Source organism: Aurantiacibacter sp. D1-12 (assembly GCF_028858515.1).
Lineage (GTDB): Bacteria > Pseudomonadota > Alphaproteobacteria > Sphingomonadales > Sphingomonadaceae > Alteraurantiacibacter.
The window spans coordinates 85,438-110,445 of the sequence record NZ_JAPJZJ010000001.1; the positions used below are offsets into that span (position 1 = coordinate 85,438).

Consider the following 25,008-nt stretch of genomic DNA (forward strand, 5'->3'; position numbering starts at 1 on the left):
CCAGCTTGGTCTAACCGGTTGCAGTTGAAACATTGCGCCGCACGTCTGGGAGCGTATGAAGGCGTTCGGGACAAGAAAAGATATTCAACGGGGATCGAACCTACATGCTTCGCACCAGATCGCTTTTTGCCGCCAGCCTGCTCGCCATCGCCATGACAGCTCCGGCGCATGCCCAGGACGATACCTCCAGCGAAGAATGGGATGTGAACAATCCTCCGGGTGTCGAGATCACCCAGGTACCAATCGAAACTGACGAAGGCACATGGATGGATGTCGATGTGTCGCCCGACGGGCGCACCATCGCGTTCTCCATGCTGGGCGACATATACACCATGCCGATCAGCGGCGGTACGCCGCGGCGCATTGCCGAAGGGCTGGCGTGGGAAGTGCAACCGCGGTTCTCTCCCGATGGCACCCGCATTGCTTTCACCTCCGACCGCGGGGGTGGTGACAATATCTGGGTGATGAATGCCGATGGCACCGACATGCGGCAGCTCACCAACGAGGATTTCCGCCTAATGCACCAGCCCAGCTGGTCGCCCGACGGGCAGTTTATCGTTGCCAAGAAGCACTTCACCACCGGCCGGTCGCTCGGCACGGGTGAGGTGTGGATGTACCACATCTCCGGCGGCAGCGGCGTGCAACTGGTCGCGCGTCCGAACGAACAGCACCAGAAGGAGCTGGGCGAACCGATCTTCGATGCCGACGGTACGGGGGTCTACTACACCCGCAACATTACCGGCGGCGGGACTTTCGAATACGCGCAGGATTCGAACCAGGACCTGTTCAATATCGAGCGATATGATCTTACTTCGGGTGAAACTACGACCACGGTTTCCGGTCTTGGCGGCGCTGTGCGCCCGACGCCTTCCCCGGATGGCACGATGATCGCTTTTGTCCGCCGCGAGAACCTCCAGTCCGGCCTTTACATCCGTGATCTCTCCACAGGTGAGGAACGCCGCATCTATGACGATCTCGACCGCGACGTGCAGGAAACATGGGCCATCACCGGTGTCTATCCGAACATGGACTGGACGCCTGACAGCCGTTCCATCGTGTTCTGGTCGGGCGGGCACATCAATCGCGTGAATGCCGATGGTTCGGGCTTTGCCGAAATTCCGTTCAGGATCAGCGACACGCGCGGCGTTCTGCCCGCACCGCGCCCTGAAATTCCCGTTGCCGTGGACAATGTCGACATCACAATGGCGCGCTTCGCAACGGTTTCTCCCGATGGCCGTACCGTAGTGTTCGAGAGCCTCGGTCGCCTCTATTCCATGCCCGCGAACGGCGGCACGCCGCGGCGCCTGACCAGCGACAGCGCGGATGCGATGGAAGCCTATCCTGCATGGTCGAGAGACGGGCGCAGTATCGTCTATGTCCGCTGGACCGATGCGGGGCTGGGCGAGATCCGGACCATCGGCGCAAACGGACAGGGCAGCCGCGCGATAACCTCGACGCCCGGCCACTATGCCCGTCCGCAGTTCTCTCCCGATGGGCGGACTGTGGTTTTCCAGCGCGGATCGGGAGGTTATCTGACTGCGCCCGAATACAGCGATAATCCCGGGATATACCGCATGCCGGTAGGCGGCGGTGAGCAGGTGCTCGTCACTCGCTCCGGCAGCAACCCGCATTTCGGGGCGAGCAGCGACCGGGTGTTTATGACCGGATCGGAGGGTGGCCAGGCGGCGCTGATATCGACCGATCTCAACGGCGAGGCCCGGCGCGTCCATGCGCGCGGCGAAATGGCGACCGGATTCTATGTATCGCCTACCGGGAGGCATGTCGCTTTCACAGAAAACTACGATGCCTTCGCCATGCCGCTGATGCCAGGCGGGCAGACCGTAACCGTATCGGGCAGCGCCCGCGCGCTTCCTGTGGTGGAGGTGTCAGACTCGGGTGCGGACTATGTGCACTGGTCCACCGGCGGCGACCGCCTCAACTGGTCGCTCGGCGCGACGCTCTATGGCGCATCGCTTGGTGATCTATTTGCTTCGGCACCTCCGGGAGAGGATGACGAAGGTGGTTACGAACAGCCCGAGACAGGTGTTTCACTACTGCGGACTGTACGGGCAGACCGGCATCAGGGATCGCTCGCGATTACCGGCGCGCGTATAATTACGATGGGCGGAGACGATGGTGGTATCATCGAAGGTGGGACGATCCTCATTAATGGTGACGTGATCGCGGCCATTGGTCCGGCTGGTAGTGTTGCCATTCCAGCAGGCACGCCCACGATAGACGCAAGTGGCCGGACGATCATTCCCGGCATTGTGGATGCCCACGCCCATGGGCCGGTTTCTACCGGTGATCTTGTGCCGCAGCAGAACTGGGCGCTGCACCAGATGCTCGCGTTGGGAACTACGACAATCCACAACCCTTCTACCGTGTCCGAGTTCTTCGTTGCAGAGGATATGCAGCGCACAGGAATGATCGTTGCACCGCGCATGTTCAGCACGGGACGCATTATCTATGGTGCGCGCAGCCCGTCTGCCTATGCCCAGATTGACAGCCTGGAGGACGCGCTCGATCATGTGCGCCGCCTGCGGGCAGAGGGCGCGCCAAGTGTCAAGAATTACAACCAGCCGCGCCGTGAACAGCGGCAGATGGTTGTCGAGGCAGCCCGGCGCGAGAACATGCTGGTGGTGGCCGAAGGCGGCTCGCTGTTCGGTATGGATATGAACCTTGTTGCGGACGGCAACTCAACGCTCGAACACAACCTACCGGTCGAGCATATGTATGAAGACGTGCTACAGTTCTTCGAGCATGCCGATACCAATTATACGCCGACACTCGTTGTCGGTTACGGCGGCCTTGCGGGTGATCCTTACTGGCGACAGGCGACCAATGCATTCGAACAGCCGCTGCTGCAGGCGCATACGCCGCCGGCGATTTTGAGGGCGCAAACTTCCCGCCGGACAACCGCGCCCGAAGGTGATTTTGTTGACGACGATATCGCACGCGAAGCAGCCCGCCTTGCAGAGCGCGGAGTGCAGGTGTCGGCCGGCGGTCACGGCCAGCAGTCGGGCATAGACATCCACTGGGAAATCTGGTCCTTCGCACGGGGTGGTATGAGTGAGTTGGATGCCCTTGAAACTGCGACAATTTCTGCAGCCCGATCGCTCGGGATGGATAGCGAGATCGGCTCGCTCGAAGTCGGTAAGCTGGCCGACCTGGTGATCCTGACCGGCAATCCGCTCGAGAATATCCAGAACACGCAAACGGTGGAAACCGTTGTGCTGGGTGGCCGTGCTTACGAAGCCGAAACGCTCAATGAAGTGGTAACTGGCGATCACCGGCGCGCGCCCTATTGGTGGGAAGACTAGACGAAGCTGTCAGGCCGCACGGTGTTACCGCGATGTTTGCGGAAGCCGTGCGCGCTCTGCCTCGGCCATTTGTGTAACAGTGCGATGTTGTGGCTTTTCTAAAAGCTCTGATAGGGCGGAACGGACATGAACCTATTCCGCTTCATCCGACGTGTTTTGCTGCATCTGGAAGTATGGCTGCAGCTCGGACTCGCACGGTTCTTGATCAAGTTCGTCGCATTCCGCAGGTGGCGGCTACTGCTCGGCCCTATAGATGGCGAACCTACACCTGAAGACTGGCCGGAACTCAGCGTTGTACAGCTTGAGCAGGCGAGCGATATCGGGCGTATCGTCAACCGCGTGGGGAGCCGCCCCATCCTCTTCAAGGCCATCTGTCTGCCTAGAGCGATGACAGGGCGGTGGACTTTGGCCCGTCGCGGCATTCCATCGCGTATCGTTATCGGCTCGCGCCGCGGGAGGGAGAGCGAAGAGGATGTGCTGTTTCACGCCTGGCTCATGGTCTGTGATCGCGTCATCACGGGGCAGGAAGAGCGCGAAGCATTTCTCGAATTGCGCAAAGGCAAGGTTCCGACCGGCAATGGATGATTTCGACCAGCACCAGCCCGGCACTTTGAGTGCACTGGTGCACGAGATCGTGGCATTTGCCGGTTCTCGCTTGCCGTTGGCCATTGTCATCATCACCCTTGCCGCTGTCTTGGAAGGGACGGGTCTCGTCCTCCTGCTACCCGTTGCCGAGACCATTTTTGCCCAGACAGGAGAAACGCAATCCGGTGTCACGGGCACCCTGCTTGACTGGTTGAGTGCAGCGGGGATCACGACGGTTCTTCAGCAGCTCGCAGTAATGGGGGCGGCGTTTGTTGGTCTTGTGATGGTAAGAGCCGCGGTCCTGCTCAAGCGGGACGTGCTTATGACGGAGTTGGAAGAAGGCTTTGTCGATCACATCCGCAGAGGCTTTTTCGTCAAGCTGGCCCATGCCGACTGGCCGGTGATCAAAAGGTTCCGCAAGGCGCAATTGCTCGACACAATGACAACCAATATTGGCCGTCTGTCCCAAACCATGAGCTTCCTTGCCAATGGACTGATTACGGCGATCATGGTGCTCGCCTATCTGGGCGCTGCATTTGTGGTCAGTTCAGTGCTTGGCATCGCCTTGCTGGGGTTGATCCTGGTCGGCCTTGTTGGCGCGGTTGTCTGGATGAAACGCAGTCGTGCGCTGGGCCAGCGCATGAACATCGCCAATCGCGATGTGATGCACCAGACCACGCGCTTTCTTGACGGGATGAAGGCAGCCAAAGCAGCCAGAGCCGAGGAGCAGCTGACAGGCCGATTCACCGAAAGCATCACCGAAACCCGGGCAATTTCCGTTCAGTTTGTTTCGCAGCAGGCGCGGCTACGCAATGTCGTTCAATTGATAGCTTCTGCGGGTGCGCTGGGGGTTCTGCTGGTCGGCTTTGGCCTGGTGGGGCTGACGGGAGGAGAGCTGATGGTCATGGCGGCAATCGTCATGCGCCTTGCGCCCAGCCTGCTTTCCACATTCAGCGGACTGCAATCGATCTCTTTCGCACTTCCTGCTTTTGAAGCGATCCGTGTTTTGGAGCGTAATATCGAAAATGCTCACGTCGCTCAGTCCGCAACTGTCGTGCACGAGCAAGCCATTGAGATTGATCCCGGTGCTGCATTAAAACTGAGCGATGCAAGGGTAGATGTCGTCAATGATGACGGAGACGTCATCACGCTGGTCCGGTCAGGCCAGATAGAGATATTGCCCGGTCAACTTGTCCATATCGGTGGACCGTCAGGCGCGGGAAAATCGACACTGGTGGAACTTATTGCGGGCCTGCACCTTCCGGCGAGCGGTAGTGTTTCGCGGGGAGATATTGCGCTTGATGCGGCCAATCGGAGCGCGTGGCAGGCGCAGATATCTTTTGCTCCGCAAGAACCTTTCATTTTCGATGGAAGTGTCCGCGACAATCTTCTTTGGCCAAATCTCCAGATCGATGACGATCAGATTTGGGAAGTGCTGGCGCAGGTTGAAGCCGCCGATATCGTGTGTGGTTTGCCTAAGGGGCTAGACGAGGAACTGCTCGATGGCGGTGCGCGTCTTTCCGGCGGTGAGCGGCAGCGACTGTGTCTGGCGAGGACTCTTCTCCGGCCGGCCAGCATGCTTATTCTTGATGAGGCGACCTCGGCGATGGATCCTGAGCTTGAAAGGTCCGTGATCGCCCGATTGCGTGACAATATCGGCGAGCGGATTGTTCTTCTGGTTTCTCACTCACTCAACGCGGTGGAGCATGCTGATGTGCGTATCGAAGTCTCCGATGGGGAGACCCACATTAGATGAGGAATCTGGAGCTAAATGGTGAAGCGCTTGCACGCCAGGCTTTACCTTACATTGCAATTTCCGCATGAAGTGAGGCGTGGGAAACACAGAGAATAAGACATCGGGTCAGGCAGTGCTTGATTTGATTGCGACCAATCCGATCGCATCCGTGGTGAGTAATCCGCGCTTACCCGATAACCCGATTATTGCCTGCAACCAGGCATTTATGGATCTGACCGGATATTCTGAAGAGGAAATTGTCGGAAGGAATTGCCGCTTTCTAGCCGGCCCGGGAACAGAACCGTGGTTGACCGAAATGATCCGCGAAGGGGTTCGAGACCGCAAGCCTGTGCTGGTCGAGATTCTCAATTACAAAAAGGACGGAACCCCATTTCGCAACGCCGTGGTGGTCGCACCCATTTTTGATGAGGATGGTGAGCTGGAATATTTCCACGGCTCGCAAGTCGAACTGGAAGACAGCGTGCAAAGCCCGAGTGCGACCCGTCGGGCGCGGGCGGCCGAGAAGATCAAGGATCTGTCCAAGCGCCAGCTAGAAGTGTTGACAATGGTTGCGGCCGGTCTGCGTAACAAGCAGATCGCCTACGAGCTGGGTCTGTCAGAAAAGACGATCAAGATGCACCGCGGCCTGGCGATGGAAAAACTGGGTTCGAAAAATTCCGCCGATATGATCAGGCTTGCGGTGGAGGCAGGCATCTAGCCGTACGGCCGTTTAACTACCCCCAAAGTCCATATTTCTTCTTGCCAGCATAGGTGTATCGCGGAACCGCATCGTAGCCGGAATGCGGGGCCATACTCACTCCCACCTTTTACGCCTCGCTTCCTCCATCCCACCTCATCCGGTTGCGATGCACTTTCGCTCTTGCAGTGGTAAGCTAGCTCAGTCGCGTGGGCGCTGCTGTCCATCAATGCTGATCACGACATCAGCGCGTTCGGGCATCTCTTCAAGCATATGACGGGTCAACCGTTCATAGTGAGACACGAAGCGGACCATCTCATCTTCATCGAGAATCCCCGATCCTAGGGGATTGAGGTCGGCGAGTTTCTGTTCCTGTTTGCGTCGATTGGCGAGAACGGCATCGAAATGGTCGACCTTCAGCATGACCAGCAGGTCGATCAGGCCGAACAGCTTCTTGTAATCCTCTCCCAGCCAGTGGTTCGCCAGTGTACGCCATACGGCATCGGGGTCTTCCTCTGCTTCGAGCACGTTGATCGGGCGTTTGAGCTTTTCGGGTGGCTGTGCGGCGGCGCTGACACACCATCCTTCGAACAGGACAACGTCCACCGGCCCGGATATCCGTGTGACTGCGTTGGAGCGGTCATCGCAGCTCTTGTCAAAGCGAGGGATTTCAAACGTACGGCCGGCCAAAACATCCTCGAGAATACTGAAGGCAAGGGCCACAGCATGGGTTCCCGGCACGCCGCGCGTCGCAAAAAGCGGATGAACCTCGGCGGCCAGCTGCAGGCGTTCCGAATGGGTAAGATAGAGATCATCGAGTGAAAGCGTGATGGCGCGCAAGCCCCGCTTCTTGAGTAGCAGTTCGAGGAACTTGCACAGCGTTGTTTTGCCCGCCCCCTGCGCGCCGTTGATCCCGACGATCAGAGGCTTGCGGTTTGCAGCCTCGCGCGCGATCCGAGTGGCAAGCGGCTTCCAGTGCGTCTCTACAACTTCGACATAGTCATCGGGCAACTCTTCGCGAGCGATCAGTTCGGCAATCGGATCGCTCATGCGGTGCGCTCACCCAGCAGGTAAGGCCCAAGAGCGATAAGTAGCCGGGTGTCGATCCCGACATCTCCACCGCGAAAATCGTCGAGAATCCCGGGAAACTCGCTAAGTTTGACGCGGTGCACCACGATATCCTCTCCCTCGACACCGCCACCCGGGCCTGACTTCACAAGCCCGGTCGCCTTGAGGAGGGTGAAGCTTTCACTGACCATCCCGGGGGAGGAGAAAAACTCTCCCACCACTTCCCAATTGCGAGCTTCGTATCCGGTCTCTTCCAGCAGCTCGCGCTTCGCGGCACGCAACGGATCGTCGTCTGCGCCGCCATCGTCGTCGCCGATCAGGCCTGCTGGAAGTTCGAGGCAGCGCATGCCGAGAGGGACACGGTACTGTTCGACAAGGATGATCTTACCATTCTCGACGGCTAGAATGACGGCTGCACGAATTTCGCGTGCACGGCTGACATATTCCCAGCGGCCGCGTTTTTTCGTGGTGATCCAGTCACCCTGCCAGGTGATTTCTTCGGGCGCGTCAGCGTCTGGAGTGCTCATGCGGCGTGAGCTAACGAAGGCTCAGACTTCGATCAAGCGGTCCGGCAGTTCATTGTCGTCATCTTCCCCGCGCGGGAAGTGTTCTGACAGCACTTTGCCCACATCGCGCACGCCAGCGGCGATGCCTTCTGCCACACAGCCTTTGCGGATTTCGGCGAGCATATCTGCCATCGCCTCTCCCCAAACCTCATGTGGCACGAGATCAGTGATGGAATCGTCCGCCACAATCTCTGCACGGTGTTCGCGCATGGAGAGGTAGAGCATCACGCCGGTCTTGCCGCGTGTGCGCCCTTCTGCGCCGACCTTGAAGTGGCGGATGGCACGTCCATGCACACGGTCACGCTTCACGGGCGAAGGGACGAAGATAAAGCGCAGGGCATCCCAGCTGAGAAGCGCATAAACAGCCAGGAATTTGACGAGGCCCAAACCGACCGTCCAGGCGATAACTTCGCCATAGGTCCACTCGCTGCTCCAGCCGCCCATGATCAAATCGACCTTGGCGAGGAAGAACTCAGGGAAGGCCGCAAATACGCTCATCGCGGTAAAGGCAGCCGCTGCCGCCCACCACAGGATGACATCGGTGTAGCCATCAGAGCGGTCCGCAATGACAGGCACGATCTCACCGCTGGTGGTGAGTTCAGCCTCGCGCACGGCGCTCGATACAATCTCGTGATCGGCTTCGCTCAGATATGCCATGTCACCAGCCTCCCGAGGCGCCGCCGCCACCGAATGAGCCACCACCGCCGGAGAAACCTCCGCCGCCGCCAAAGCCGCCTCCGCCGCTCCAGCCGCCACCACCGCTCCCAGACGCGCCGCGGACGATAGCCTTACCGGCCTCCCAAAGGATGATGTCACCCACTGTGCCAGCTACGCCGCCGCGATAGCGCCTGCGGCCCTTGCTGCCTGAGATCATCGGCAGGATGAAAAAGAAGAACAGGAAACCCAACCAGATGATCGTACCAATCGGGAATCCACCTTCGCTACGCGATTGGCCGGCCTGCTGCGCGATGGCAGCGGCTTCTTCCGGAGGGAGTTCGAGCTGGGTGATGATCTGGTCAGATGCCCATGCAATCCCGCCAGAGAAGTCTCCGGCGCGAAAATAGTCTTTCATGCCTTCGACATACTCGAAGGCGAGTCCGTCCGGGATAATATGCTCCAAACCGTAGCCGACCTCGATCCGCATACGCCGTTCGTTTGGCGCCACAATCAGGATGATGCCGTCATTGTTCTCGGCATCGCCCAGCGCCCATTCGCGGCCAAGCTGGTATCCATAGTCGGCAATGTCGTAGCCTTGCAGGCTATCGAGAGTGACGATGACGAACTGACGCTGGTTGCGTTCTTCGAATGCATCGAGTTGCTGCGTCAGCTTCGCCTCGGTGTTGGCATCGATGATATTCGCCTGATCGAGAACCGGTGAGGTCCCGCGATCCGGGAAGACGGGCTGGGCGTGAGCGACTGCCGCCCAGTTCGCCGCCATCAAGGCGGCAAACAAGACGAGCAGGAGCCTCAGCGGCCATTGGGGTGAGCGAGTGGCGATCACTCGCTACGCATATCCAGTTCTTCGGCGACTTCCGCGCCTTCAGTCGCGGCTTCGTACATCACCATTGGCTCTGCGCCGTGGATGATGTTCGCGCCGATGGTATCGGGGAAGGTGCGGATGGTGGTGTTATACTGGCGAACCGCCTCGTTATAGTCGCGGATCGACACGCGGATTCGATTCTCGATGCCTTCAACCTGCACCATCATGCGGCCGAAGTTTTCCTGACTCTGCAGCTGCGGATACTGCTCCTGAACCACCATCAGGCGTGACAGCGCGCCACCAAAGGTGTTTTGCGCCTGCTGGTACTGCGCCATCGCTTCGGGGTCGTTCAGATCTTCGCTGTCGAGCTGGATCTCCGGGCGAGTTGCCGATGCTCGGGCTTCGATCACGCCCTGCAGAGTTTCACGTTCTTCCTCTGAACCGGCCATCGCAATTTCCTGCAGATTGCCGAGCAAGTTTGCACGTTCCTGGAACGCTGCCTCAACGTCAGCCCATTTGGCGCGAGCATTCTCTTCAGCGGTTGGAACCGAGTTGATACCGCACGCTGCGAGCGCAAGGCTCCCGACGACAACAGTGAAAGTGGTGCTCAGACGCTTGAACATGCGATTAGTCCTCCTGAAATTCCCTTTTAGGTGTGTTGTTTATATAGCACGGCAGCCGCTGTGTTCAAGGCGAGCCGCGCTATTGCAGCGGTTTGTTTCCTTTGGCAGACCCCCCAAACCATAAACGGGGAGCCAGAGAGACCTATGTTTTCAGAGTTCAAGGAATTCATTGCCAAGGGCAATGTGATGGAGCTTGCGGTCGCGGTAATCATCGCGGGTGCTTTTGCGGTTATCGTAACATCGCTTACCAATGACATGATCATGCCGTTGGTCGGCGCAATCTTTGGTGATGTTGATTTCAGCGCGAAGTACATGGTTTTGAGCGGAGCCGAGCTGGTAGAGGACGGCATGTCGCTTGAGGCGGCGCGTGAAGCGGGCGCCAATGTGCTGGCATGGGGTGCGTTTGTCACCAGCATCATCAACTTTGTGATCCTGGCCTTCATCATCTTTATGCTCGTGCGGTACGCCAACAAGGTGCAGGCGCGCTTCGAGAAGGAAGAGGAAGCCAAAGCTGAAGAGCCTGCAGGCCCTACCGAAATCGAGCTGCTGACTGAAATTCGCGACGCATTGAAGAAATAATGGGGAGGGCGCGCTGTTCGCGCCAGACTCCAACTTCACTTCACATTAAGCGGGCAGTCCCTATATAGGTGCTGCCCGTTTTTGCGGGATATGGCGATAAACTGCGCCGTGTAATAGGTACAACGGACCCGGGGGCAGTACCCGGCGGCTCCACCACAAACGGCTGTGATTACAGCATTTTATGACGGGGCCGAACTAGGATCGACGTGTGCTGAAAGACGGTGTTTTTGCTCGGGCTGAGTAACCCGTAAAACTGTTCAAAACCTATAAGTGCAAACGATAACGAAGCACTCGCAATCGCTGCGTAATCTGACGTCCTAACGGACTGATCTTACAAAGCTAAAGCGCGGTTGGACCCACCGGGCAACAGAAGCGGATTCCGGGGCCCCGGGGAGAGGCTAGCAACAGAATCTCCTCACTTATCCTTACTGTTTATCGATAAATCTCTGCGCTTAGTCAGTTAGCTGCTGAAGTGCGGAAATATTTGCGCTCAACCCCGCGCCAAGGAACGGGGAACAATTGTGCCAAATGAACAATCCAACAGCCGTTTGACGGCATTTGTCGACCTTCTGATCGTTGTCGCGGTCCTTGTGATAGTGAAACAAAGTGTTCTGCCGCACACGGTCGTCTATGCGGGGCCAGTGTCGACGTTTAGCGCGATGGTGGTGGCTACATTCCTGCTCCATCGACGCGGCTTTTCCTGGGCAGGTCTCGGGTTGAACTGGCCTGAGAGCTGGCCGAGAACTCTTGGACTGGCCGTGCTGATCTTCATAGCCTTCTTGCTAACTGTCGCTGCCTTTCAAGCTCTTGCAGATCTCTTCTTCGAAGACATCGGCACCAGTGGCCGCTTTAACTTCGTGCGTGGAAATCTGGGTGCCTATCTGCTCATCATGGCGATTGTCTGGACGCACGGTTCCTTTTTTGAGGAACTACTCTTTCGGGCCTTTATCATCACGAAAGGCGAGGCCGCTCTAGGAGGAACGCGTATCGCCAGTCTGTTGGCCGTTGTGTTGGCAGCGATCTTTTTTGGATACCGGCACTACTACTACCAAGGCATGCACGGTGCAGTTGTTACCGGCGGGATCGGACTGGTATTCGGACTGATCTACTTGAAGATCGGCAGGCAGAATATCATGCCGCTGATCATCGTTCATGGGATCGCGAATTCGATAGCACAAACCTCAAGGTTTCTGAGCTAGCGATCACTTCAAGCTTGCGTTTCCGCCTCGCGTTCTTTCGCCTCGTACTTCAGGCAATCGAGAATCTTCGCACCGGCAAGGAACACAGCGCCGGTGCAGGCCAGGAACAGCAGCTTGCCGCCCCAACCTGGAAATTGCTCGATATAGGCAGCGCCGCGGGTCGTGGCTCCCAAAGCAAGCGCGTAGATGATCAGATAGGCTTCCCAGCGTGTCTTGATGACGAACAGTCTGCCAATCTTGCGAAACATGCGCTCCCTTTCGTTAACTTTTTACAGAGCAAACCCCGTGCCAAGCGCGCAAAACTGCGCTTTGCGATGGTTAAGGGAAACGCAAATGTAAAGCAAACCGACAGGGCAGATGCGCCTTAGAGCAGCTCGGTAAGGTCAAGAGCTTCCAGCAGCTTGCCACGAGCAGTCTGTACCGTGTCGGCAAGCGCAGGATCGCCTATCTGCGCAGTATTGATCGTTTCGGGCCAATACTGACTGACAACGCTTTCGACAAGGCTCGCCTTGTCTTTGTCCAGCATGAAACGGTGATCGACTGTGGCTGGATCGGCGACGACGCGAAGACGCAAACAAGCAGGGCCACCGCCATTGGCCATGCTCTGTCGAACATCGACAACCTTGACGTGGCGGATCGGGCCATTGCCTTCGAGCATCGCTTGTAGCCAGGTCCAGACTGCGCCGTTTTCGCGGCATTCCTCCGGTACGACAAGCGTCATCTCTCCCGATGGCGGAGTGAGAAGCTGCGCGTTGAAGAGATAGGAACTCACCGCGTCAGCAAGGCTCACCGCACTGGCGGGCACTTCCACAACCTGCGCGCCGGGGCACTTCGCTGCGATAGCGGCATAAGTGCCCGACGGGTCGGCGAATGCCTGCTCGTGGGTGAACAGCACGCCCTCGTTTGCCACCGCGACCACATCATTATGGAACGCCCCGGCGGCAATGGCCTCGGGCGCTTGCTCGACAAACAGTGTATGTTCCAGGTCGAGACCATGACTGCGGGCAATGATCCGGCTGGCTTGCTCGTGCTGCCTAGCGGGGAAGCGACCGCCGGGGCGACCGTAGACAAACACTTCCAGACCCTTCTCGCCATGCGATGGCGTCAGGCGCATATGGTTTGCCGCACCCTCATCGCCGAACGTCGGCGGAACCGCGCTATGCACTGCGAAGCGATCACCGTCGGCAAAGGCGAGCTTGAGCTGGCGCAGCGTATCGGGCCATTCGTGGCTGCGGTGCGGCATGGTGACGAGGTTGGCGACTGTCAGATGGCACTTGCCGTCAGCGGTGTCACTCGCGGGGCTGACCGTGGCAGCATTGGCGGTCCACATCGAACTTGCCGACCACGCTCCTGCAACCAATGCGGGATCGGTCGTATCATCGGTGGCCAGTTCTTCCAGCCAGCCAGTGTCTGGGCGCGGTAGCGGCAGGAAGAACCCCTGCGCCAGACCCATAGCCATATTGTGCCGCATCTTTGCTACGCCCTGCAGCGCGGCTGCACGCGGATATGACGTGTCGCCTGCGTTCTTCGTCGCGGCGAGGTTGCCGAGGCTCAGACCGGCATAGTTGTGGCTGGGGCCTACGATCCCATCGAAATTGATCTCTACGACGTTGCTCATCGCGGAATGCTCCACACGGTATCACCTTCACCCACGCCAAGAAGGTCAGCGGCGCGAGAGTCAATCGCTACACCATCGCCGCGCAGTTCTCGCGCTCCGTAGCAGCAGCGGAAATCGGCGAAGCGCCCCGCGGCGATAAGGGCCTTCTCTCCCTTTTCAAGTGCCGTGCTTTCGATAGCGCCGCTATGGGCATTTGCGATCGAGCGGACCTTGTCTGTTTCGGCAAGCATTGTGGGACCACCGTCGAAGATATCGACATAGCCCTGATAAGAGAACGCCTCGTTTTCCAGCATGCGCATTGCGGCGCGACCACTGGGGTGGGGCAGGCCGATCACGCTGCGCGCCTCTTCGCCCAGCATGGCGATATAGACCGGGTGCTTTGGCATCAGATCGGCAATGAACTGGTTGCCGTGGACGGCGTTGAACTCGTCGGCTTCCTGAAAGCTCATGCCGAAGAACTTGCCGCCGATGGCATCCCAGAAAGGCGATCCGCCGCGTTCGTCAATAATGCCGCGCAATTCCGCCAGGATCCGGTCGCTAAACCGCTCGCGGTGGCTGGCGATGAAGAGATAACGGCTGCGCGCAAGGAGCATGCCGAGCCCTCCGGCGCGTTCGCCAGGGTGGAGAAACAGTCCGCCCACTTCGCTGCATCCACCCAGATCGTTCGTCAGGCTGAGCATCTCGGCTGTGACGGTGCGTTCAAGTTCCTGCGAATGCTGGGTGAGCGTGGTGATGCGATAGGAATAGAACGGCCATTCCTGCCCCACAGCCGTGAAGACCTGGCAGGTTCCGCGCACGTCGCCAGTCTCGGTGTTTTCCAGCACCAGCACGAAAGTCTCTGCCTCGATCTCTTCGCCTTCGCGGGCGAAGGCAGCGTCGGACCGCTCCAGCTTGCCGGTCAGCGAATTGCGATCGGGCGGCAGATTGGTGAAACCGCCTCCTGTCAGTTTCGCCATTTCATACAGAGGTTGCAGGTCGCCGGCCTTGGCCGCGCGCATGACGAAACTCATAGGGTTGCTCCGGAAGCAAGACGGTGGAGGACGATGGCCGAAAGCTGCGCGCGTTCGGTAAGTGAGGGGACGATCATGAATTCGTCCGGCGAATGGATGCTGCCACCGCGGACACCCATCGTATCGACAACCGGCACATAATTGGCGGCGATATTGTTGCCGTCGCACACCCCGCCAGATGATTGCCAACCAATGGTCTGGCCGAGCGCGGCACCGCTGTCTTTGACCAGATCAAACAGGTTCTGCGCGCGCTCGTCGACCGGCTTTGGCGGACGTGAAATGCCACCGTGCAGGTGGATAGAAACCTCATGTTCTCGCTCAATATCAGCCAGCATCATTTTGAGATCTGTGATAAACTGTTCTGCTGCTTTGGTCGCCTTGGGACGAATGTTGAACCGTAGAACAGCATGATCAGGAACAACATTGTTCGCGGCTCCGCCATCTATCTTGGCTGGATTGATTGGCAGCTCAGCGTGCTGCATGGTCTTCAACCGAAGAGCGCAATCTGCAGCGGCAACAATCGCATTACGACCATCCTGCGGGTTACGACCTGCATGGGCCGAGCGACCGGTAAAAGTCACCGAGAAATTTCCGCTACCGCCGCGTGCGTGGGCAAGCGTGCCGTCGGGAAGGGCACTCGGCTCGTATGTCAGTGCCGCATATTTGCCTCGCGCCAACTGGTCGATCAGCGCAGCAGAGGAAAGCGAGCCGGTTTCCTCGTCCGAATTGATCATCACATCGTAACCGATGTTTTGCACCGCCTCGCTGGTTTCGAGGGCGGTCAGGGCTTCAAGAATAATCGCCAGGCCGGCTTTCATGTCCGCAGTGCCAGGGCCGTTGAGGGTGTCATCGTCCAGCCAGGTCAGATCCTGAAATGCGTGATCGACGGGGAAGACGGTATCCATGTGGCCTGTGAGCAGGAAGCGCTTCTCCGCTTCCGGGCGGACCGAGCAGACCAGATGGCGACCGTGCGGCTTTTCAACCTCTTTTCCCTCGGCACTCACAACCGTGACAGGAGCCGGATCGCGTAAGGACACCTCGCCGGGAAGCGTAGAGAAGGCTTCGGCCAGCATGTCTGCCACTTGCGCCAGCCCGTCGAGATTACCGGTGCCGGAATTCACTTTGGCCCAGTCCATCGTGCGTTCCAGCATGCGTTGCTGGTCGACGCTCTCGATCAAGGCGCTCTCGGCAGGGGAAAGTTGTTTCATTTGTGACCGCCCTTACCGTCCCCAATCGTCCTGTCAAATCAGGCGTTGGTGAAGGGATGCGGGATGGCTGGCTCAGTTGCAAGGCGATCTCGCCGTGATGTTACAATTGAGCTTAACCGAGGCATAAGAAATCATGCTTATTGTAGGAGGCTCACTGTGGAATCGGAGTTCGCTCATGTTAGCCGGTGGTGAGCAGTCGCGCCTAGAGACGCGGCAAACTGCCATGTTGCAAGCAAAAATGCGCGACGCGCAGAGCACGCGCTCTGTGCGCTTGGGAGATTTGTCTCCGAAAGGTATGCTTGTCGTGAGCGACCGCCCTCCTTCCCGTGGTGAATTTGTCGATATTATTGTTGCCGGCCATCAACTCACCGGCCAAGTCCGCTGGGTTCAAGGACGCCGCTTTGGCCTACGCATGAGCGAACGCATTGATGTGCATGCGATAATGTCCGGAAAGCCGCCAAAAAAGCGGATCAAGGGCAAGAAGATCGAGATCGAGAACGATCCGGACAAGTGGCCGATCGAGAAAGTTGCGGGAGCCTACGCGTTGCTTGGCGTGACTGCCTTTGCGACTGCCTACCTGCTGGTGAACTACTTCGTTCTCTGATCAAGTGCTCGCGCGATAGAGACGAACTCGTCGACGCTCAGCGTTTCCGCCCTGCGGGTCGCATCGATACCAAGACTCTCAAGCACTTTCAAAGCGCCCTGAACGGATTTGAGGCTTTGCCGGAGCATCTTGCGCCGCTGGCCGAATGCGGCCTCCGTAATACGCGCCAACGTTGGCATCGATGCACCTTCTGGCGCATCGGCGGGTTCAAGGTGTACAATCGCGCTCATCACCTTGGGTGGCGGTGTGAAGGCGCTGCGATGCACCTTCATGGCGAGCCGCGCGTCAGAGCGCCACTGTGCCAGAACCGCCAGGCGGCCGAATTCGCCCGTTCCGGGAGTGGCCACGATCCGTTTTGCAACCTCTTGCTGGAACATCAGCGTCAGGCTGGTCCATTGCGGAGGCCATTCGCTCGATGAAAGCCAGTTGGTGAAGAGCAGGGTCCCCACGTTGTAGGGGAGATTGGCGATGACCGCGAAAGGCTCCCCCATCAGCTCCGCATGATCGACTTTCAAGGCATCGTCCTCGACCACCCGCAACTGGCCGGGGAAGATCTGTTCCAGCTCGGCCAGAGCAGGGAGACAGCGGCTGTCGCGTTCGATTGCAGTGACGCGGGCTCCGGCGCGCAGCAGGGCGCGGGTGAGGCCGCCGGGGCCGGGACCAATCTCCAGAACGGCTTTGCCTTGCAGATCGCCGGGAATGGCGGCGATGCGATCGAGCAATTGCTCGTCGAACAGGAAGTTCTGCCCCAGTGCCTTGGAGGCGGAGAGGCCGTGCGCCTTGATAACTTCGCGCAAGGGAGGGAGATCAACCATTGGCGCGGCGCTCGGCAATTTCCCCCGCCATGCGGATCGCGGCAATCATCGCATCGGGCCGTGCGATACCCTTGCCGGCGATATCAAACGCAGTGCCGTGATCGGGGGATGTGCGGACGATGGGCAAGCCGAGCGTGACATTCACTCCCTGATCAAAATCCAGAGCCTTCAGCGGGACGAGTGCCTGATCGTGGTACATGGCAATCGCGACATCGTATGTGCCGCGCTTGTGCGGCGCGAACAGCGTATCTGCCGGGTGCGGACCGCTCGCATCGATTCCTTCGCCACGCAGCCGTGCAATGGCCGGGGCGATGACCTCAATCTCCTCTGTCCCCATCCGGCCATCCTCGCCGGCGTGCGGATTGAGCCCTGCGATGGCGATGCGCGGGTTTGTGATGCCGAAGTCGGTCTGCAGGGCGCGGGCGACGATGCGTGTACGCTCCACGATCAGGTCTTGCGTCAGCAGTGCGGGCACATCGGCAATAGCACAGTGGACCGTCATCGGGACGGTGCGCAACGTCGGGCCGGCGAGCATCATGACAGAATGCTCGAGTGGTAGCCTTAGTGACTGTGCCAGAAGTTCCGTTTGCCCAATGAAGTCAGAGTCAACTTCCGCTATCGCTGACTTTGATACTGGCGCTGTGACCACTGCAGATGCGGCACCATGAAAGGCGTACTCGATTGCTTGGCCCAAGGATTTGTATGCAAGCCGTGCACCAGAGACATGTGGTTTCCCCGGAGTATACTGGCGCTCTGATCGACGCCAAACGGGTAGGCCATCTCGATAAGCCGACCTGGCGTCCTCTGGCCCGTCAATGCCGATAACTGGGCAATCAATATCACAGGCCTGAGCAGCCGCTTCGAGAATCTCTGCTCCATGCGTAACAAAAAAAGGCCGTAAACTGGCCGCTTCCCGCGCCATCCACGCCTTGAGAATAATCTCCGGCCCGATCCCTGCCGGATCGCCAATGGTGACCGCAAGCGGGGGAAGGGCCGTCACCGGATCAGTTGTATTCAATCACGGCGTCGCGGCGAAGGTCGCGCATAAAGCGCTGCCCGCGGCGCTGGATACGCTCTTCTTCCATCTGCGACATGACCTGATCAACAGTTGGAAGGCTGGTGTCCTGCGGATCGTCACGCCCGCAAAGCATCAGTACGCGAATCCCTTCCTGCAAATCACCGAAAGGCGGTGTGGACTGCCCGACATTGAGTTGCAGCACGATACCCTGCAAAGCTTCAGGAAGCTGGCGTGCAGGAATTTCATCATTGTCGACCGTGGTCGCGCCGACTGCTGCCGCACGGGCATCGGCATCGCCGCAACCATTCATTTGCCCGACAGCCTCGATAAAGGCCTGGCCTTCGATCTCGGCCTGTTGGGGCGTTATGCCCGGTGCGAAGTCATAGGATATCTGCTTGAGGCTGAGAACGGCATCGCGCGGATCGGGCATGCCGACCTGGCGTTGGTCGATCATCAACAGGATTGAATAGCCGCCCGGAATTTCCAGCGGACCGACCAGCTGGCCAGTAGTCATCTGCGCTGCAGCGGCTTCAAGCGTGGGCTGCTGTAGCTGGGCAAGACGCAGCCAGCCAAGATCACCGCCCGTAATGGCGCTGGTCGCTTCGGAAAACTGGCGGGCATAGGCGGCAAAGCTGCCGCCCTGGCGCAGCTGCTCGACAATCTGGTTGGCGTTGGCAAGCACCTGCCCGCGATTGGTGGCGTTGGCCGAAAGGTAAATCTCGCCAATGCGATATTCGGTCGTGCCGCGTGAAGCGTTGATGCGGTCCAGCAGATCAGTCACTTCGCCTTCGGAGACGTTGACGAAGGGGCGAATGAAGCGGCGAATGAGATTATCCCACGCAAGCTCGCCCTGGATCTGGCGTTTGATTGTACGCGGCGACGAGCCGAGCGAATAAAGGAACTCGTCCATCTGCGCGGCGCTGCGGTTCTGTGAAGCGGCATATCGCTCGTAAGCGCTGTCAACCTGCTCCTGCGTGACAGCCATGTCGTTGGCGGCAGCCTCCTGAACGCGCAAAGTCTCGTCGATCAGGTTGCGCAGAACCTGTAGCCGCAACCTTGCAACTTCTTCTTCCGGGACCGCTACATCCTGTGCCGCAAGGATCAGCGCAACGCGGTGATCCACATCGGTGCCGGTGATGATGCTGCCGTTGACGCGCGCGGTGGCGCGGCGTTCATTCGGATTGCTCGGCTGCACGATGAAGGCGATGTCATCGGGGAAATTGAAGGCATCGCTACCCTGCGTGACCGCTTGCGCATGCGCGCCCGAAGCCGCCATTGGCAAGCCCAATGCAACGGCTGCAAAGCCTGAGAAACACGCAGAAAAGGTCTTTTTGGTGAACGAAATCACAGTAATACTTATCCTGTTTGCAGCGTGCCAATGCGCGCCTGAATATGGTGCTGCTTGATACAAGTGCAGGCTTAACCCTAGCTGAGCCGCAATCCCTAGCCAAGTGAGAGGGCTCTGCCAAACTCTGCCTGCCTGTCATGGTGGAAAGCGGATCAGAACCCCAGATTACGCAGGTTGAAGAAGATGCGGAAGCTACTGCCACTTTGTGCGTCGGCCAGCTCGATAAAGTCGCGGCGCCAGGTGAACCCGAATTCCAGGCATTCATCCGAATAGGCAATGCCAAGGCGGGTGCGCAGCGGCTCGAAACCGTCTGCAGTAAAGCTGGGGTCTTCCTCGCGATCGGTCAGATTGACGACAGCAGATCCGAAAATGGACCAGTGATCGGCAAAAGCCACACGGCCTGCGGCGCGCAGCTCCTCGCGGTCCTGCAAATCCTCGAAGCTCAGATCGATATCGCGATCAAGCCGCAGGTATCCCAATTCGACATAGGTCTCGTCTGAACCAAGTGTCGCATCGACCTCGTTCCGGCGCACAGCGAAGTTATCCTTATCTAGGCGGAACCGATGGGTAAATTTGAGGAAATCGCGGTAGCGAACTTCGGTACGCCCCACGAAATCGGAGAATTGTTCGTTCAAGCCAGTTCCGTCCCGGAAGAGCGTGGGTTCGTCTGTCAGGCGATAGGATTGTCCGAAGGTGGTGCTGAGACGCCAGCCGGGAAAGTTGGCCTGCCAGTCGAAGCCATAGGTCAGCCGCACACCGTCTTCGACCCGGTCATATCCGGGGAAGCGGTTGAGCGCAAAAAGATTGGAATCTTCAAGATCGATCGCGCGCGCGTCTTCGTTGGGAATGTCCAGATTGCGGATGCTCGGCGCGGCCACCAGTTGCACGCGCGGAGTAAGGATCTGCGTGCCGCCAAGAAAATCGCCCGCAAACGGCCATTTTACGTCCACAGCCGCAGTAGCGACGCCGCGCGCCTGCCAGCCTTCTTCGCCGCGGTAGCTCGGCGTAACGTTGAGCAGGTTGTCGTCCGAGTGGTACAGGTCTCCGCGGACTAGCGCGGTCAGCGTCACTTCCTGTCCAAGCGGCGTGATCGTGCGATAGTCCCACTGCGCACGGGCAAAGGCACGCTGGGTGTCCTGCCCCTCTGAGCGGGTGATGGCGAGGGTGTTGGCTTGCAGCTCCACCTGACCGCCCAGCACCGGGTCTTCCAGCCGGTAACGCGCGTCGACAAGCGGGAGGGCTAGCGGCACTTGGCCCTGATCGGTACTGACGAGCAGAGCCTGCGTCGCCCAACCTGCGATCGAGACGTAAGAGTTATCGTCAAACCGCTGAAGTTGGATAGTCGAGCGTAGCCGGTCCTCACGGCTGATATCGTAACGGCGCAAAAAGGTTCGGTCGCTGGCGAGCCGGATCGAACCGGTTGCGGTCCAGTTTTCGTCCAATTGGAACTGCCCGTTGGCGGACAGATACCCGCGAATATCCTCCTCCGTCGTCGGCGTGGTCGAGTTGAGGGGGATGCGGGTGCCGTAGGTTCCGTAGGCCTCTACCTGGAAAGCGCCGTTGCCGGTCAAATGCCGGTAATGGGCGGAAACCATCGGGGCAGCTTCGGTGTAGAGATAGCCTGTAAGCGTCAGGTCCCTGTTGTCTGCAAGACGCAAGTAATAGCTTTCGGAGATCTCGATGCCGTTGGATGCAGTGATTCCGATATCGGGCACGAAGAAGCCGCTTTCCGCGCTGCCATCGGCGCGCAGGGTGAGGCCGGGCAAGGGCAATAACCGCGCGCCGAAGAGCTCAAGGTAAGCACCTGAAAAGCGGATGCGCTCGGACTCGCTGTCGTACCAGACCCGCTCTGCGGTAATCCGCCAGCTCGGGCTCTGTGCGCAGCCTTCGCTATCGACCACCGGGCAGCCGGTGTAGGCAGCACGGGTTAGCTCGATATCGCCATTCTCGGCACGGGTTGCCTGTTCTGCAGCAAGCCGAGCGCCCTGACGGAACGCGAGCAGCAGGTTGCTCATCGCGCCCGCTTCCAGCTCGTCTGTCAGCGTCATGCTCTCGGTAAAAAGCTGGTTGCCGTCTGCATCGACGAGGCGAATATTGCCGCTGGCGATGATTTCCCCGGTCGTGCGGTTCCAGCTGACATCGTCGGCACGCAGCGACTGGTCGCCTGATCGCAGGATCACATTGCCGGATGCGGTGACGGTATCAGTATCCTGATCATAGCGCAGGTCATTGGCTTCAAAACCGATCTGGCGCCTGCCCTGCTCGTTGAATTCCGGAATGTAGTCCGAATCGCCCGCGGTTTCTTCCGCATTGCCATCCTGGGCGTGCGCTGACGGCACCGCGAGGGCGAGCGCGCTGGCGGCTGCTCCCACTACGGGCAGGCAACGCAAAATAGCAAAAGGGGACTGTGTCGGGCCGCGGACCATGACTTGCCTATCGCACCACGCGTCACTAACTGCAACGCCAGCTTTGCAACGCGTGCTGCGCGTTCTGTTCAAGACCACATCCGACCTTTGGGAGCCTCCATGAAAATCACCTTCAGCGATAGCCTGACCGCCGACAGCCCGCGCCTTGTTGCCCGGGTGGTCGATCAGGACACACTGCCTTCCGATCTGCCTGGTGCAATCGTGGAAGGTGCAGCAGCTTCGCGGTTCACTGGCAAGAAGGGGCAGGTGTTTGAAGGCTTCCATGAAGTCGACGGCAAGCTGGTGCGTATGGCGCTGGCCGGAGCCGGGAAGACTGATGATGAAGGCCGTATCGCGGCGCTTGAAAAAGCGGGTTCGTCGCTGACGGCCAAGTATCTCACCAGCGGCGAGAGCGCGATGGTGCTCGACCTGCGTGATGCGGGTCTTGATGCTGCCGGAACCGCTGCTGTGCTGACGGGTGTGCGGCTGCGGGGCTGGCGCTGGGACGAGTATCGCACCAAGCTGCGCGACGAACAGAAGAAGTCGCTCGCCGCAGTAACCGTGGTCGGCGCGCCTGAAGGAACCGAAGCTGTCTGGAGCGAAGCAGAGGCCATCGCCACAGGCGTCGAGTTCACGCGAGAGCTCGTCGCTGAACCCGCCAACATTATTTACCCCGCAAGCTTTGTGGAACGCTGCGAGAAGCGCTTCGAGGGCACCGGTGCCGAAATTCAGGTGCTCGAGGAAGCTGAGATGGAAAAGCTCGGCATGCACATGTTGCTCGGTGTTGGGCAGGGCTCGCGCAAGGACAGCAAGCTGCTCGTCATCAAGTGGATGGGCGGCAAGGACGGTGAAGCACCGACTGCTTTCGTCGGCAAGGGCGTGACCTTCGATACGGGCGGCATTTCGATCAAGCCGGGTCCTGGCATGGGTGACATGAAATTCGACATGGGCGGTGCCGGTGCGGTTGCTGGCGCCATGCTCGCGCTTTCGCTGCGCAAGGCGAAGGCCAATGTCATTGGCGTCTGCGGCCTGGTCGAGAACATGCCCGACGGCAACGCACAGCGCCCCGGCGATGTTGTGCAGACGATGAGCGGCCAGACGGTCGAGATTCTCAACACCGATGCCGAGGGGCGGCTGGTTCTGGGCGATGCGCTCACTTGGACACAGCGCGAGTTCTCTCCAGCGCGCATCGTTGATCTTGCAACGCTGACCGGCGCTATGATCATTTCGCTTGGCAATGAGCACGGCGGACTGTTTTCGAACAACGATGAACTGGCTGACCAGCTTCTCCAGGCGGGCAAGACCTCTGGCGACAAGCTGTGGCGCATGCCGATTGGTCCAGCCTACAACAAGCTGATCGACAGCCCGATTGCCGACATGCAGAACATCGGTCCGCGTGGAGCGGGTTCGATCACAGCAGCACAGTTCCTTGGCCGCTTCATCGAGAACGATACGCCTTGGGCGCACCTCGATATCGCGGGCACCGTCTGGGCCGACAAGCCCGGCGCGCTGTGGGACAAGGGCGCAACCGGATACGGCGTGCGCCTGCTCGACAACTTCATCCGCGACACGGCGGAGGGATAGGTCGACCATATCCATGCGGGTCGATTTTTACCTCCTGTCTGCCGATCCGGCGCCCGTTGCCATCACTCTGCTTGCGCGCAAGGTACGCGAAGCGGGTGAGAACCTGCTCGTTGTCGCGGATGACTTCGAACTGCTGGAGGCGATTTCACAGGCGCTGTGGACAGCCACGCCAGAAGAGTTCCTCGCAAACGGCATTGCCGGTGACGAACACGATGCGCGCCAACCGATTCTCCTCTCTGGCGAGGTGGAGCCGGTTAATGGAGCGAGTTTCCTTCTGCTCGCCGATGGCCACTGGCGCGAGCCGGCTGAGGGCTTTTCCCGCGTGCTCTATATCTTTGACCAGACCACAATCGACGAAGCGCGGCAGACCTGGAAGGTGCTACAGGATCGCGAAGACTGTGAAAGCAAGTTCTGGAAGCAGCAGAGTGGTCGCTGGGTCGAGGGCCCGTAGCCGGGCTTGACCAAACCGCCAAAGCTGCGATCCTGCGTGCAAACTTGGGAGGGCATAAATGCGTAAACTGGCAATTCTATCTGGAGCACTGGCGCTCGCTGCTTGTGGAAGTAGTGACAGCGGAACGATCGAGACCGAAGACGGCACAGTCGCGTATGAAGCCGATTCGGACGGTGATGGCGTCGAAATGAGCTTCACCGATGATGACGGAAATGAAACGACACTCGTTTCTGGCAGCGATGTCGAAGTCGATCTGCCGGACGGTTTCTCGATCTATCCCGGTGCCGAGGTTGTGCAGAGTACCGTTATCGACGGAGCGGAAGGCCAGGGCAGCATGATCATGATGACCAGCTCTGACGATCCACAGGACATGGTGGACCATTTCCGTACTCAGGCGGAGGCAGCGGGTATCGATATCCAGATGGAAATGACGTCCGGCGATACGCGGATCATTGGCGGCGAGGGTCCCGATGACCGCTTCTTCAGCTTCACTGTAAGCAGCGACGGTGGCGAAAACACTGGCATGCTGACTATCGGAACACGGCCCCAGTAGGGCTGATCGGGCTTGCCCAAAGTCGGTAGTGGCGCTAGGGGCGCGCGCAATTATCGAATCCCCGATTTTTGCGAAGGAATTCCCCATGGCGGTTACCCGCACGTTTTCGATCATCAAGCCTGATGCCACCAAGCGCAACCTGACCGGCGCTGTGACCAAGATGCTGGAAGAAGCCGGCCTGCGCGTCGTCGCTTCCAAGCGCATCCACATGACCCGCGAACAGGCAGAAGGCTTCTACGCCGTCCACAGCGAGCGTCCGTTCTTCGGCGAACTGTGCGACTTCATGATGAGCGAGCCGGTTGTCGTGCAGGTTCTCGAAGGTGAAGACGCCGTGAAGCGCAACCGTGACGTGATGGGCGCCACCAACCCTGCCGAAGCCGACGAAGGCACCATCCGCAAGGCATTCGCACTGTCGATCGGTGAAAACACCGTCCACGGCTCTGACAGCGAAGAGAACGCCAAGATCGAAATCGACTTCTTCTTCAACGAAGACGAAATCGTAGGCTAAATCCCGCCTTGGGATTTTGGGAGAGGGGGCC

Annotated in this window: 24 protein-coding genes and 1 other RNA gene; 12 read left to right on the forward strand and 13 right to left on the reverse strand. The window is 59.1% G+C overall.

The genetic code is table 11. The features are described from left to right. Positions 1-104: 104 nt before the first annotated feature. From OOZ52_RS00495 to OOZ52_RS00510, 4 genes are all read left to right on the forward strand, one after another. Positions 105-3,323, forward strand: a complete 3,219-nt coding sequence (locus OOZ52_RS00495) for an amidohydrolase family protein (RefSeq protein ID WP_274696524.1) — start codon at positions 105-107, stop codon at positions 3,321-3,323. 126 nt (positions 3,324-3,449) lie between these two features. Then, positions 3,450-3,908 (forward strand): lasso peptide biosynthesis B2 protein, encoded by a 459-nt coding sequence (locus OOZ52_RS00500; RefSeq protein WP_274696525.1) that lies wholly within the window; start codon positions 3,450-3,452, stop codon positions 3,906-3,908. Beyond that, positions 3,901-5,664, forward strand: a complete 1,764-nt coding sequence (locus OOZ52_RS00505) for an ATP-binding cassette domain-containing protein (RefSeq protein WP_274696526.1) — start codon at positions 3,901-3,903, stop codon at positions 5,662-5,664. The genes OOZ52_RS00500 and OOZ52_RS00505 overlap by 8 nt, the downstream gene beginning before the upstream one ends. Before the next feature lie 121 nt (positions 5,665-5,785). Continuing rightward, complete coding sequence (locus OOZ52_RS00510) at positions 5,786-6,361, forward strand: LuxR C-terminal-related transcriptional regulator (RefSeq protein WP_274696527.1); 576 nt, start codon at positions 5,786-5,788, stop codon at positions 6,359-6,361. Between the two features lie 180 nt (positions 6,362-6,541). Here the strand turns inward: OOZ52_RS00510 and OOZ52_RS00515 are convergent, their stop codons facing one another. From OOZ52_RS00515 to OOZ52_RS00535, 5 genes are read right to left on the reverse strand one after another with little or no spacing between them, the layout of a single operon-like run. Then, on the reverse strand, positions 6,542-7,390 hold the full coding sequence (locus OOZ52_RS00515; RefSeq protein WP_274696528.1) for a kinase: 849 nt from the start codon (positions 7,388-7,390) through the stop codon (positions 6,542-6,544). Further along, entirely contained in the window at positions 7,387-7,935 is a 549-nt protein-coding gene (locus OOZ52_RS00520; RefSeq protein ID WP_274696529.1) for an NUDIX hydrolase, read from the reverse strand. The genes OOZ52_RS00515 and OOZ52_RS00520 overlap by 4 nt, the downstream gene beginning before the upstream one ends. 21 nt (positions 7,936-7,956) lie before the next feature. Continuing rightward, positions 7,957-8,631, reverse strand: coding sequence for a TPM domain-containing protein (locus OOZ52_RS00525; RefSeq protein ID WP_274696530.1), 675 nt, complete (start codon positions 8,629-8,631; stop codon positions 7,957-7,959). A gap of 1 nt (position 8,632) precedes the next feature. Further along, entirely contained in the window at positions 8,633-9,475 is an 843-nt protein-coding gene (locus tag OOZ52_RS00530) for a TPM domain-containing protein (protein WP_274696531.1), read from the reverse strand. Then, positions 9,472-10,077, reverse strand: coding sequence for a LemA family protein (locus OOZ52_RS00535; RefSeq protein ID WP_274696532.1), 606 nt, complete (start codon positions 10,075-10,077; stop codon positions 9,472-9,474). The genes OOZ52_RS00530 and OOZ52_RS00535 overlap by 4 nt, the downstream gene beginning before the upstream one ends. Positions 10,078-10,221: 144 nt before the next feature. Here OOZ52_RS00535 and mscL point away from each other — a divergent pair, with 144 nt between their 5' ends. From mscL to OOZ52_RS00550, 3 genes are all read left to right on the forward strand, one after another. After that, positions 10,222-10,656, forward strand: a complete 435-nt coding sequence (gene mscL, locus OOZ52_RS00540; RefSeq protein ID WP_274696533.1) for a large conductance mechanosensitive channel protein MscL — start codon at positions 10,222-10,224, stop codon at positions 10,654-10,656. Positions 10,657-10,691: 35 nt separating this feature from the next. Further along, positions 10,692-11,037: a transfer-messenger RNA gene (gene ssrA / locus OOZ52_RS00545) on the forward strand. 140 nt (positions 11,038-11,177) lie between these two features. Continuing rightward, complete coding sequence (locus OOZ52_RS00550) at positions 11,178-11,855, forward strand: CPBP family intramembrane glutamic endopeptidase (protein WP_274696534.1); 678 nt, start codon at positions 11,178-11,180, stop codon at positions 11,853-11,855. Between the two features lie 8 nt (positions 11,856-11,863). Here OOZ52_RS00550 and OOZ52_RS00555 read toward each other — a convergent pair whose 3' ends face one another. The 4 genes from OOZ52_RS00555 to OOZ52_RS00570 all read right to left on the reverse strand — a co-directional run bounded on the left by OOZ52_RS00555 (position 11,864) and on the right by OOZ52_RS00570 (position 15,691). Continuing rightward, positions 11,864-12,103: a hypothetical protein gene (locus OOZ52_RS00555; protein WP_274696535.1), complete on the reverse strand. Its 240-nt coding sequence runs from the start codon at positions 12,101-12,103 to the stop codon at positions 11,864-11,866. Positions 12,104-12,219: 116 nt separating this feature from the next. Continuing rightward, positions 12,220-13,473 (reverse strand): N-succinylarginine dihydrolase, encoded by a 1,254-nt coding sequence (locus OOZ52_RS00560; RefSeq protein WP_274696536.1) that lies wholly within the window; start codon positions 13,471-13,473, stop codon positions 12,220-12,222. Next, on the reverse strand, positions 13,470-14,483 hold the full coding sequence (locus tag OOZ52_RS00565; RefSeq protein ID WP_274696537.1) for an arginine N-succinyltransferase: 1,014 nt from the start codon (positions 14,481-14,483) through the stop codon (positions 13,470-13,472). Before OOZ52_RS00565 ends, OOZ52_RS00560 begins: the two co-directional genes overlap by 4 nt. Then, positions 14,480-15,691, reverse strand: a complete 1,212-nt coding sequence (locus tag OOZ52_RS00570; RefSeq protein WP_274696538.1) for a hydrolase — start codon at positions 15,689-15,691, stop codon at positions 14,480-14,482. The genes OOZ52_RS00565 and OOZ52_RS00570 overlap by 4 nt, the downstream gene beginning before the upstream one ends. A gap of 175 nt (positions 15,692-15,866) precedes the next feature. Between OOZ52_RS00570 and OOZ52_RS00575 the strand changes: the two genes are divergently transcribed. Continuing rightward, a complete protein-coding gene (locus OOZ52_RS00575) occupies positions 15,867-16,295 on the forward strand; it encodes a PilZ domain-containing protein (protein WP_274696539.1) in 429 nt (142 codons plus the stop codon). Here OOZ52_RS00575 and rsmA read toward each other — a convergent pair. The 4 genes from rsmA to OOZ52_RS00595 all read right to left on the reverse strand — a co-directional run bounded on the left by rsmA (position 16,280) and on the right by OOZ52_RS00595 (position 21,902). After that, a complete protein-coding gene (gene rsmA, locus OOZ52_RS00580) occupies positions 16,280-17,110 on the reverse strand; it encodes a 16S rRNA (adenine(1518)-N(6)/adenine(1519)-N(6))-dimethyltransferase RsmA (protein ID WP_274696540.1) in 831 nt (276 codons plus the stop codon). The genes OOZ52_RS00575 and rsmA overlap by 16 nt on opposite strands. Next, complete coding sequence (gene pdxA, locus OOZ52_RS00585; RefSeq protein ID WP_274696541.1) at positions 17,103-18,110, reverse strand: 4-hydroxythreonine-4-phosphate dehydrogenase PdxA; 1,008 nt, start codon at positions 18,108-18,110, stop codon at positions 17,103-17,105. The genes rsmA and pdxA overlap by 8 nt, the downstream gene beginning before the upstream one ends. Before the next feature lie 4 nt (positions 18,111-18,114). Beyond that, a complete protein-coding gene (locus OOZ52_RS00590; RefSeq protein ID WP_274696542.1) occupies positions 18,115-19,404 on the reverse strand; it encodes a peptidylprolyl isomerase in 1,290 nt (429 codons plus the stop codon). Between the two features lie 224 nt (positions 19,405-19,628). Next, positions 19,629-21,902: an LPS-assembly protein LptD gene (locus tag OOZ52_RS00595; protein WP_274696543.1), complete on the reverse strand. Its 2,274-nt coding sequence runs from the start codon at positions 21,900-21,902 to the stop codon at positions 19,629-19,631. Positions 21,903-22,001: 99 nt separating this feature from the next. Between OOZ52_RS00595 and OOZ52_RS00600 the strand changes: the two genes are divergently transcribed. From OOZ52_RS00600 to ndk, 4 genes are all read left to right on the forward strand, one after another. Next, complete coding sequence (locus OOZ52_RS00600; protein ID WP_274696544.1) at positions 22,002-23,465, forward strand: leucyl aminopeptidase; 1,464 nt, start codon at positions 22,002-22,004, stop codon at positions 23,463-23,465. A gap of 13 nt (positions 23,466-23,478) precedes the next feature. After that, positions 23,479-23,916, forward strand: a complete 438-nt coding sequence (locus tag OOZ52_RS00605; RefSeq protein ID WP_274696545.1) for a DNA polymerase III subunit chi — start codon at positions 23,479-23,481, stop codon at positions 23,914-23,916. A 58-nt stretch (positions 23,917-23,974) separates the two neighbouring features. Further along, complete coding sequence (locus OOZ52_RS00610; RefSeq protein WP_274696546.1) at positions 23,975-24,469, forward strand: hypothetical protein; 495 nt, start codon at positions 23,975-23,977, stop codon at positions 24,467-24,469. A gap of 85 nt (positions 24,470-24,554) precedes the next feature. Continuing rightward, entirely contained in the window at positions 24,555-24,977 is a 423-nt protein-coding gene (gene ndk, locus OOZ52_RS00615; RefSeq protein WP_274696547.1) for a nucleoside-diphosphate kinase, read from the forward strand. Positions 24,978-25,008 lie beyond the last annotated feature (31 nt).

Bases quoted from the DNA above. Each gene is read 5' to 3' on its own strand.
- OOZ52_RS00495 (WP_274696524.1), top strand. From the start codon at position 105: ATGCTTCGCACCAGATCGCTTTTTGCCGCCAGCCTGCTCGCCATCGCC.
- OOZ52_RS00500 (WP_274696525.1), top strand. From the start codon at position 3,450: ATGAACCTATTCCGCTTCATCCGACGTGTTTTGCTGCATCTGGAAGTA.
- OOZ52_RS00505 (WP_274696526.1), top strand. From the start codon at position 3,901: ATGGATGATTTCGACCAGCACCAGCCCGGCACTTTGAGTGCACTGGTG.
- OOZ52_RS00515 (WP_274696528.1), bottom strand. From the start codon at position 7,390: ATGAGCGATCCGATTGCCGAACTGATCGCTCGCGAAGAGTTGCCCGAT.
- OOZ52_RS00520 (WP_274696529.1), bottom strand. From the start codon at position 7,935: ATGAGCACTCCAGACGCTGACGCGCCCGAAGAAATCACCTGGCAGGGT.
- OOZ52_RS00525 (WP_274696530.1), bottom strand. From the start codon at position 8,631: ATGGCATATCTGAGCGAAGCCGATCACGAGATTGTATCGAGCGCCGTG.
- OOZ52_RS00535 (WP_274696532.1), bottom strand. From the start codon at position 10,077: ATGTTCAAGCGTCTGAGCACCACTTTCACTGTTGTCGTCGGGAGCCTT.
- mscL (WP_274696533.1), top strand. From the start codon at position 10,222: ATGTTTTCAGAGTTCAAGGAATTCATTGCCAAGGGCAATGTGATGGAG.
- OOZ52_RS00555 (WP_274696535.1), bottom strand. From the start codon at position 12,103: ATGTTTCGCAAGATTGGCAGACTGTTCGTCATCAAGACACGCTGGGAA.
- OOZ52_RS00560 (WP_274696536.1), bottom strand. From the start codon at position 13,473: ATGAGCAACGTCGTAGAGATCAATTTCGATGGGATCGTAGGCCCCAGC.
- OOZ52_RS00565 (WP_274696537.1), bottom strand. From the start codon at position 14,483: ATGAGTTTCGTCATGCGCGCGGCCAAGGCCGGCGACCTGCAACCTCTG.
- OOZ52_RS00570 (WP_274696538.1), bottom strand. From the start codon at position 15,691: ATGAAACAACTTTCCCCTGCCGAGAGCGCCTTGATCGAGAGCGTCGAC.
- OOZ52_RS00575 (WP_274696539.1), top strand. From the start codon at position 15,867: ATGTTAGCCGGTGGTGAGCAGTCGCGCCTAGAGACGCGGCAAACTGCC.
- rsmA (WP_274696540.1), bottom strand. From the start codon at position 17,110: ATGGTTGATCTCCCTCCCTTGCGCGAAGTTATCAAGGCGCACGGCCTC.
- OOZ52_RS00590 (WP_274696542.1), bottom strand. From the start codon at position 19,404: ATGGCGGCTTCGGGCGCGCATGCGCAAGCGGTCACGCAGGGTAGCGAT.
- OOZ52_RS00595 (WP_274696543.1), bottom strand. From the start codon at position 21,902: ATGGTCCGCGGCCCGACACAGTCCCCTTTTGCTATTTTGCGTTGCCTG.
- OOZ52_RS00600 (WP_274696544.1), top strand. From the start codon at position 22,002: ATGAAAATCACCTTCAGCGATAGCCTGACCGCCGACAGCCCGCGCCTT.
- OOZ52_RS00605 (WP_274696545.1), top strand. From the start codon at position 23,479: ATGCGGGTCGATTTTTACCTCCTGTCTGCCGATCCGGCGCCCGTTGCC.
- OOZ52_RS00610 (WP_274696546.1), top strand. From the start codon at position 23,975: ATGCGTAAACTGGCAATTCTATCTGGAGCACTGGCGCTCGCTGCTTGT.
- ndk (WP_274696547.1), top strand. From the start codon at position 24,555: ATGGCGGTTACCCGCACGTTTTCGATCATCAAGCCTGATGCCACCAAG.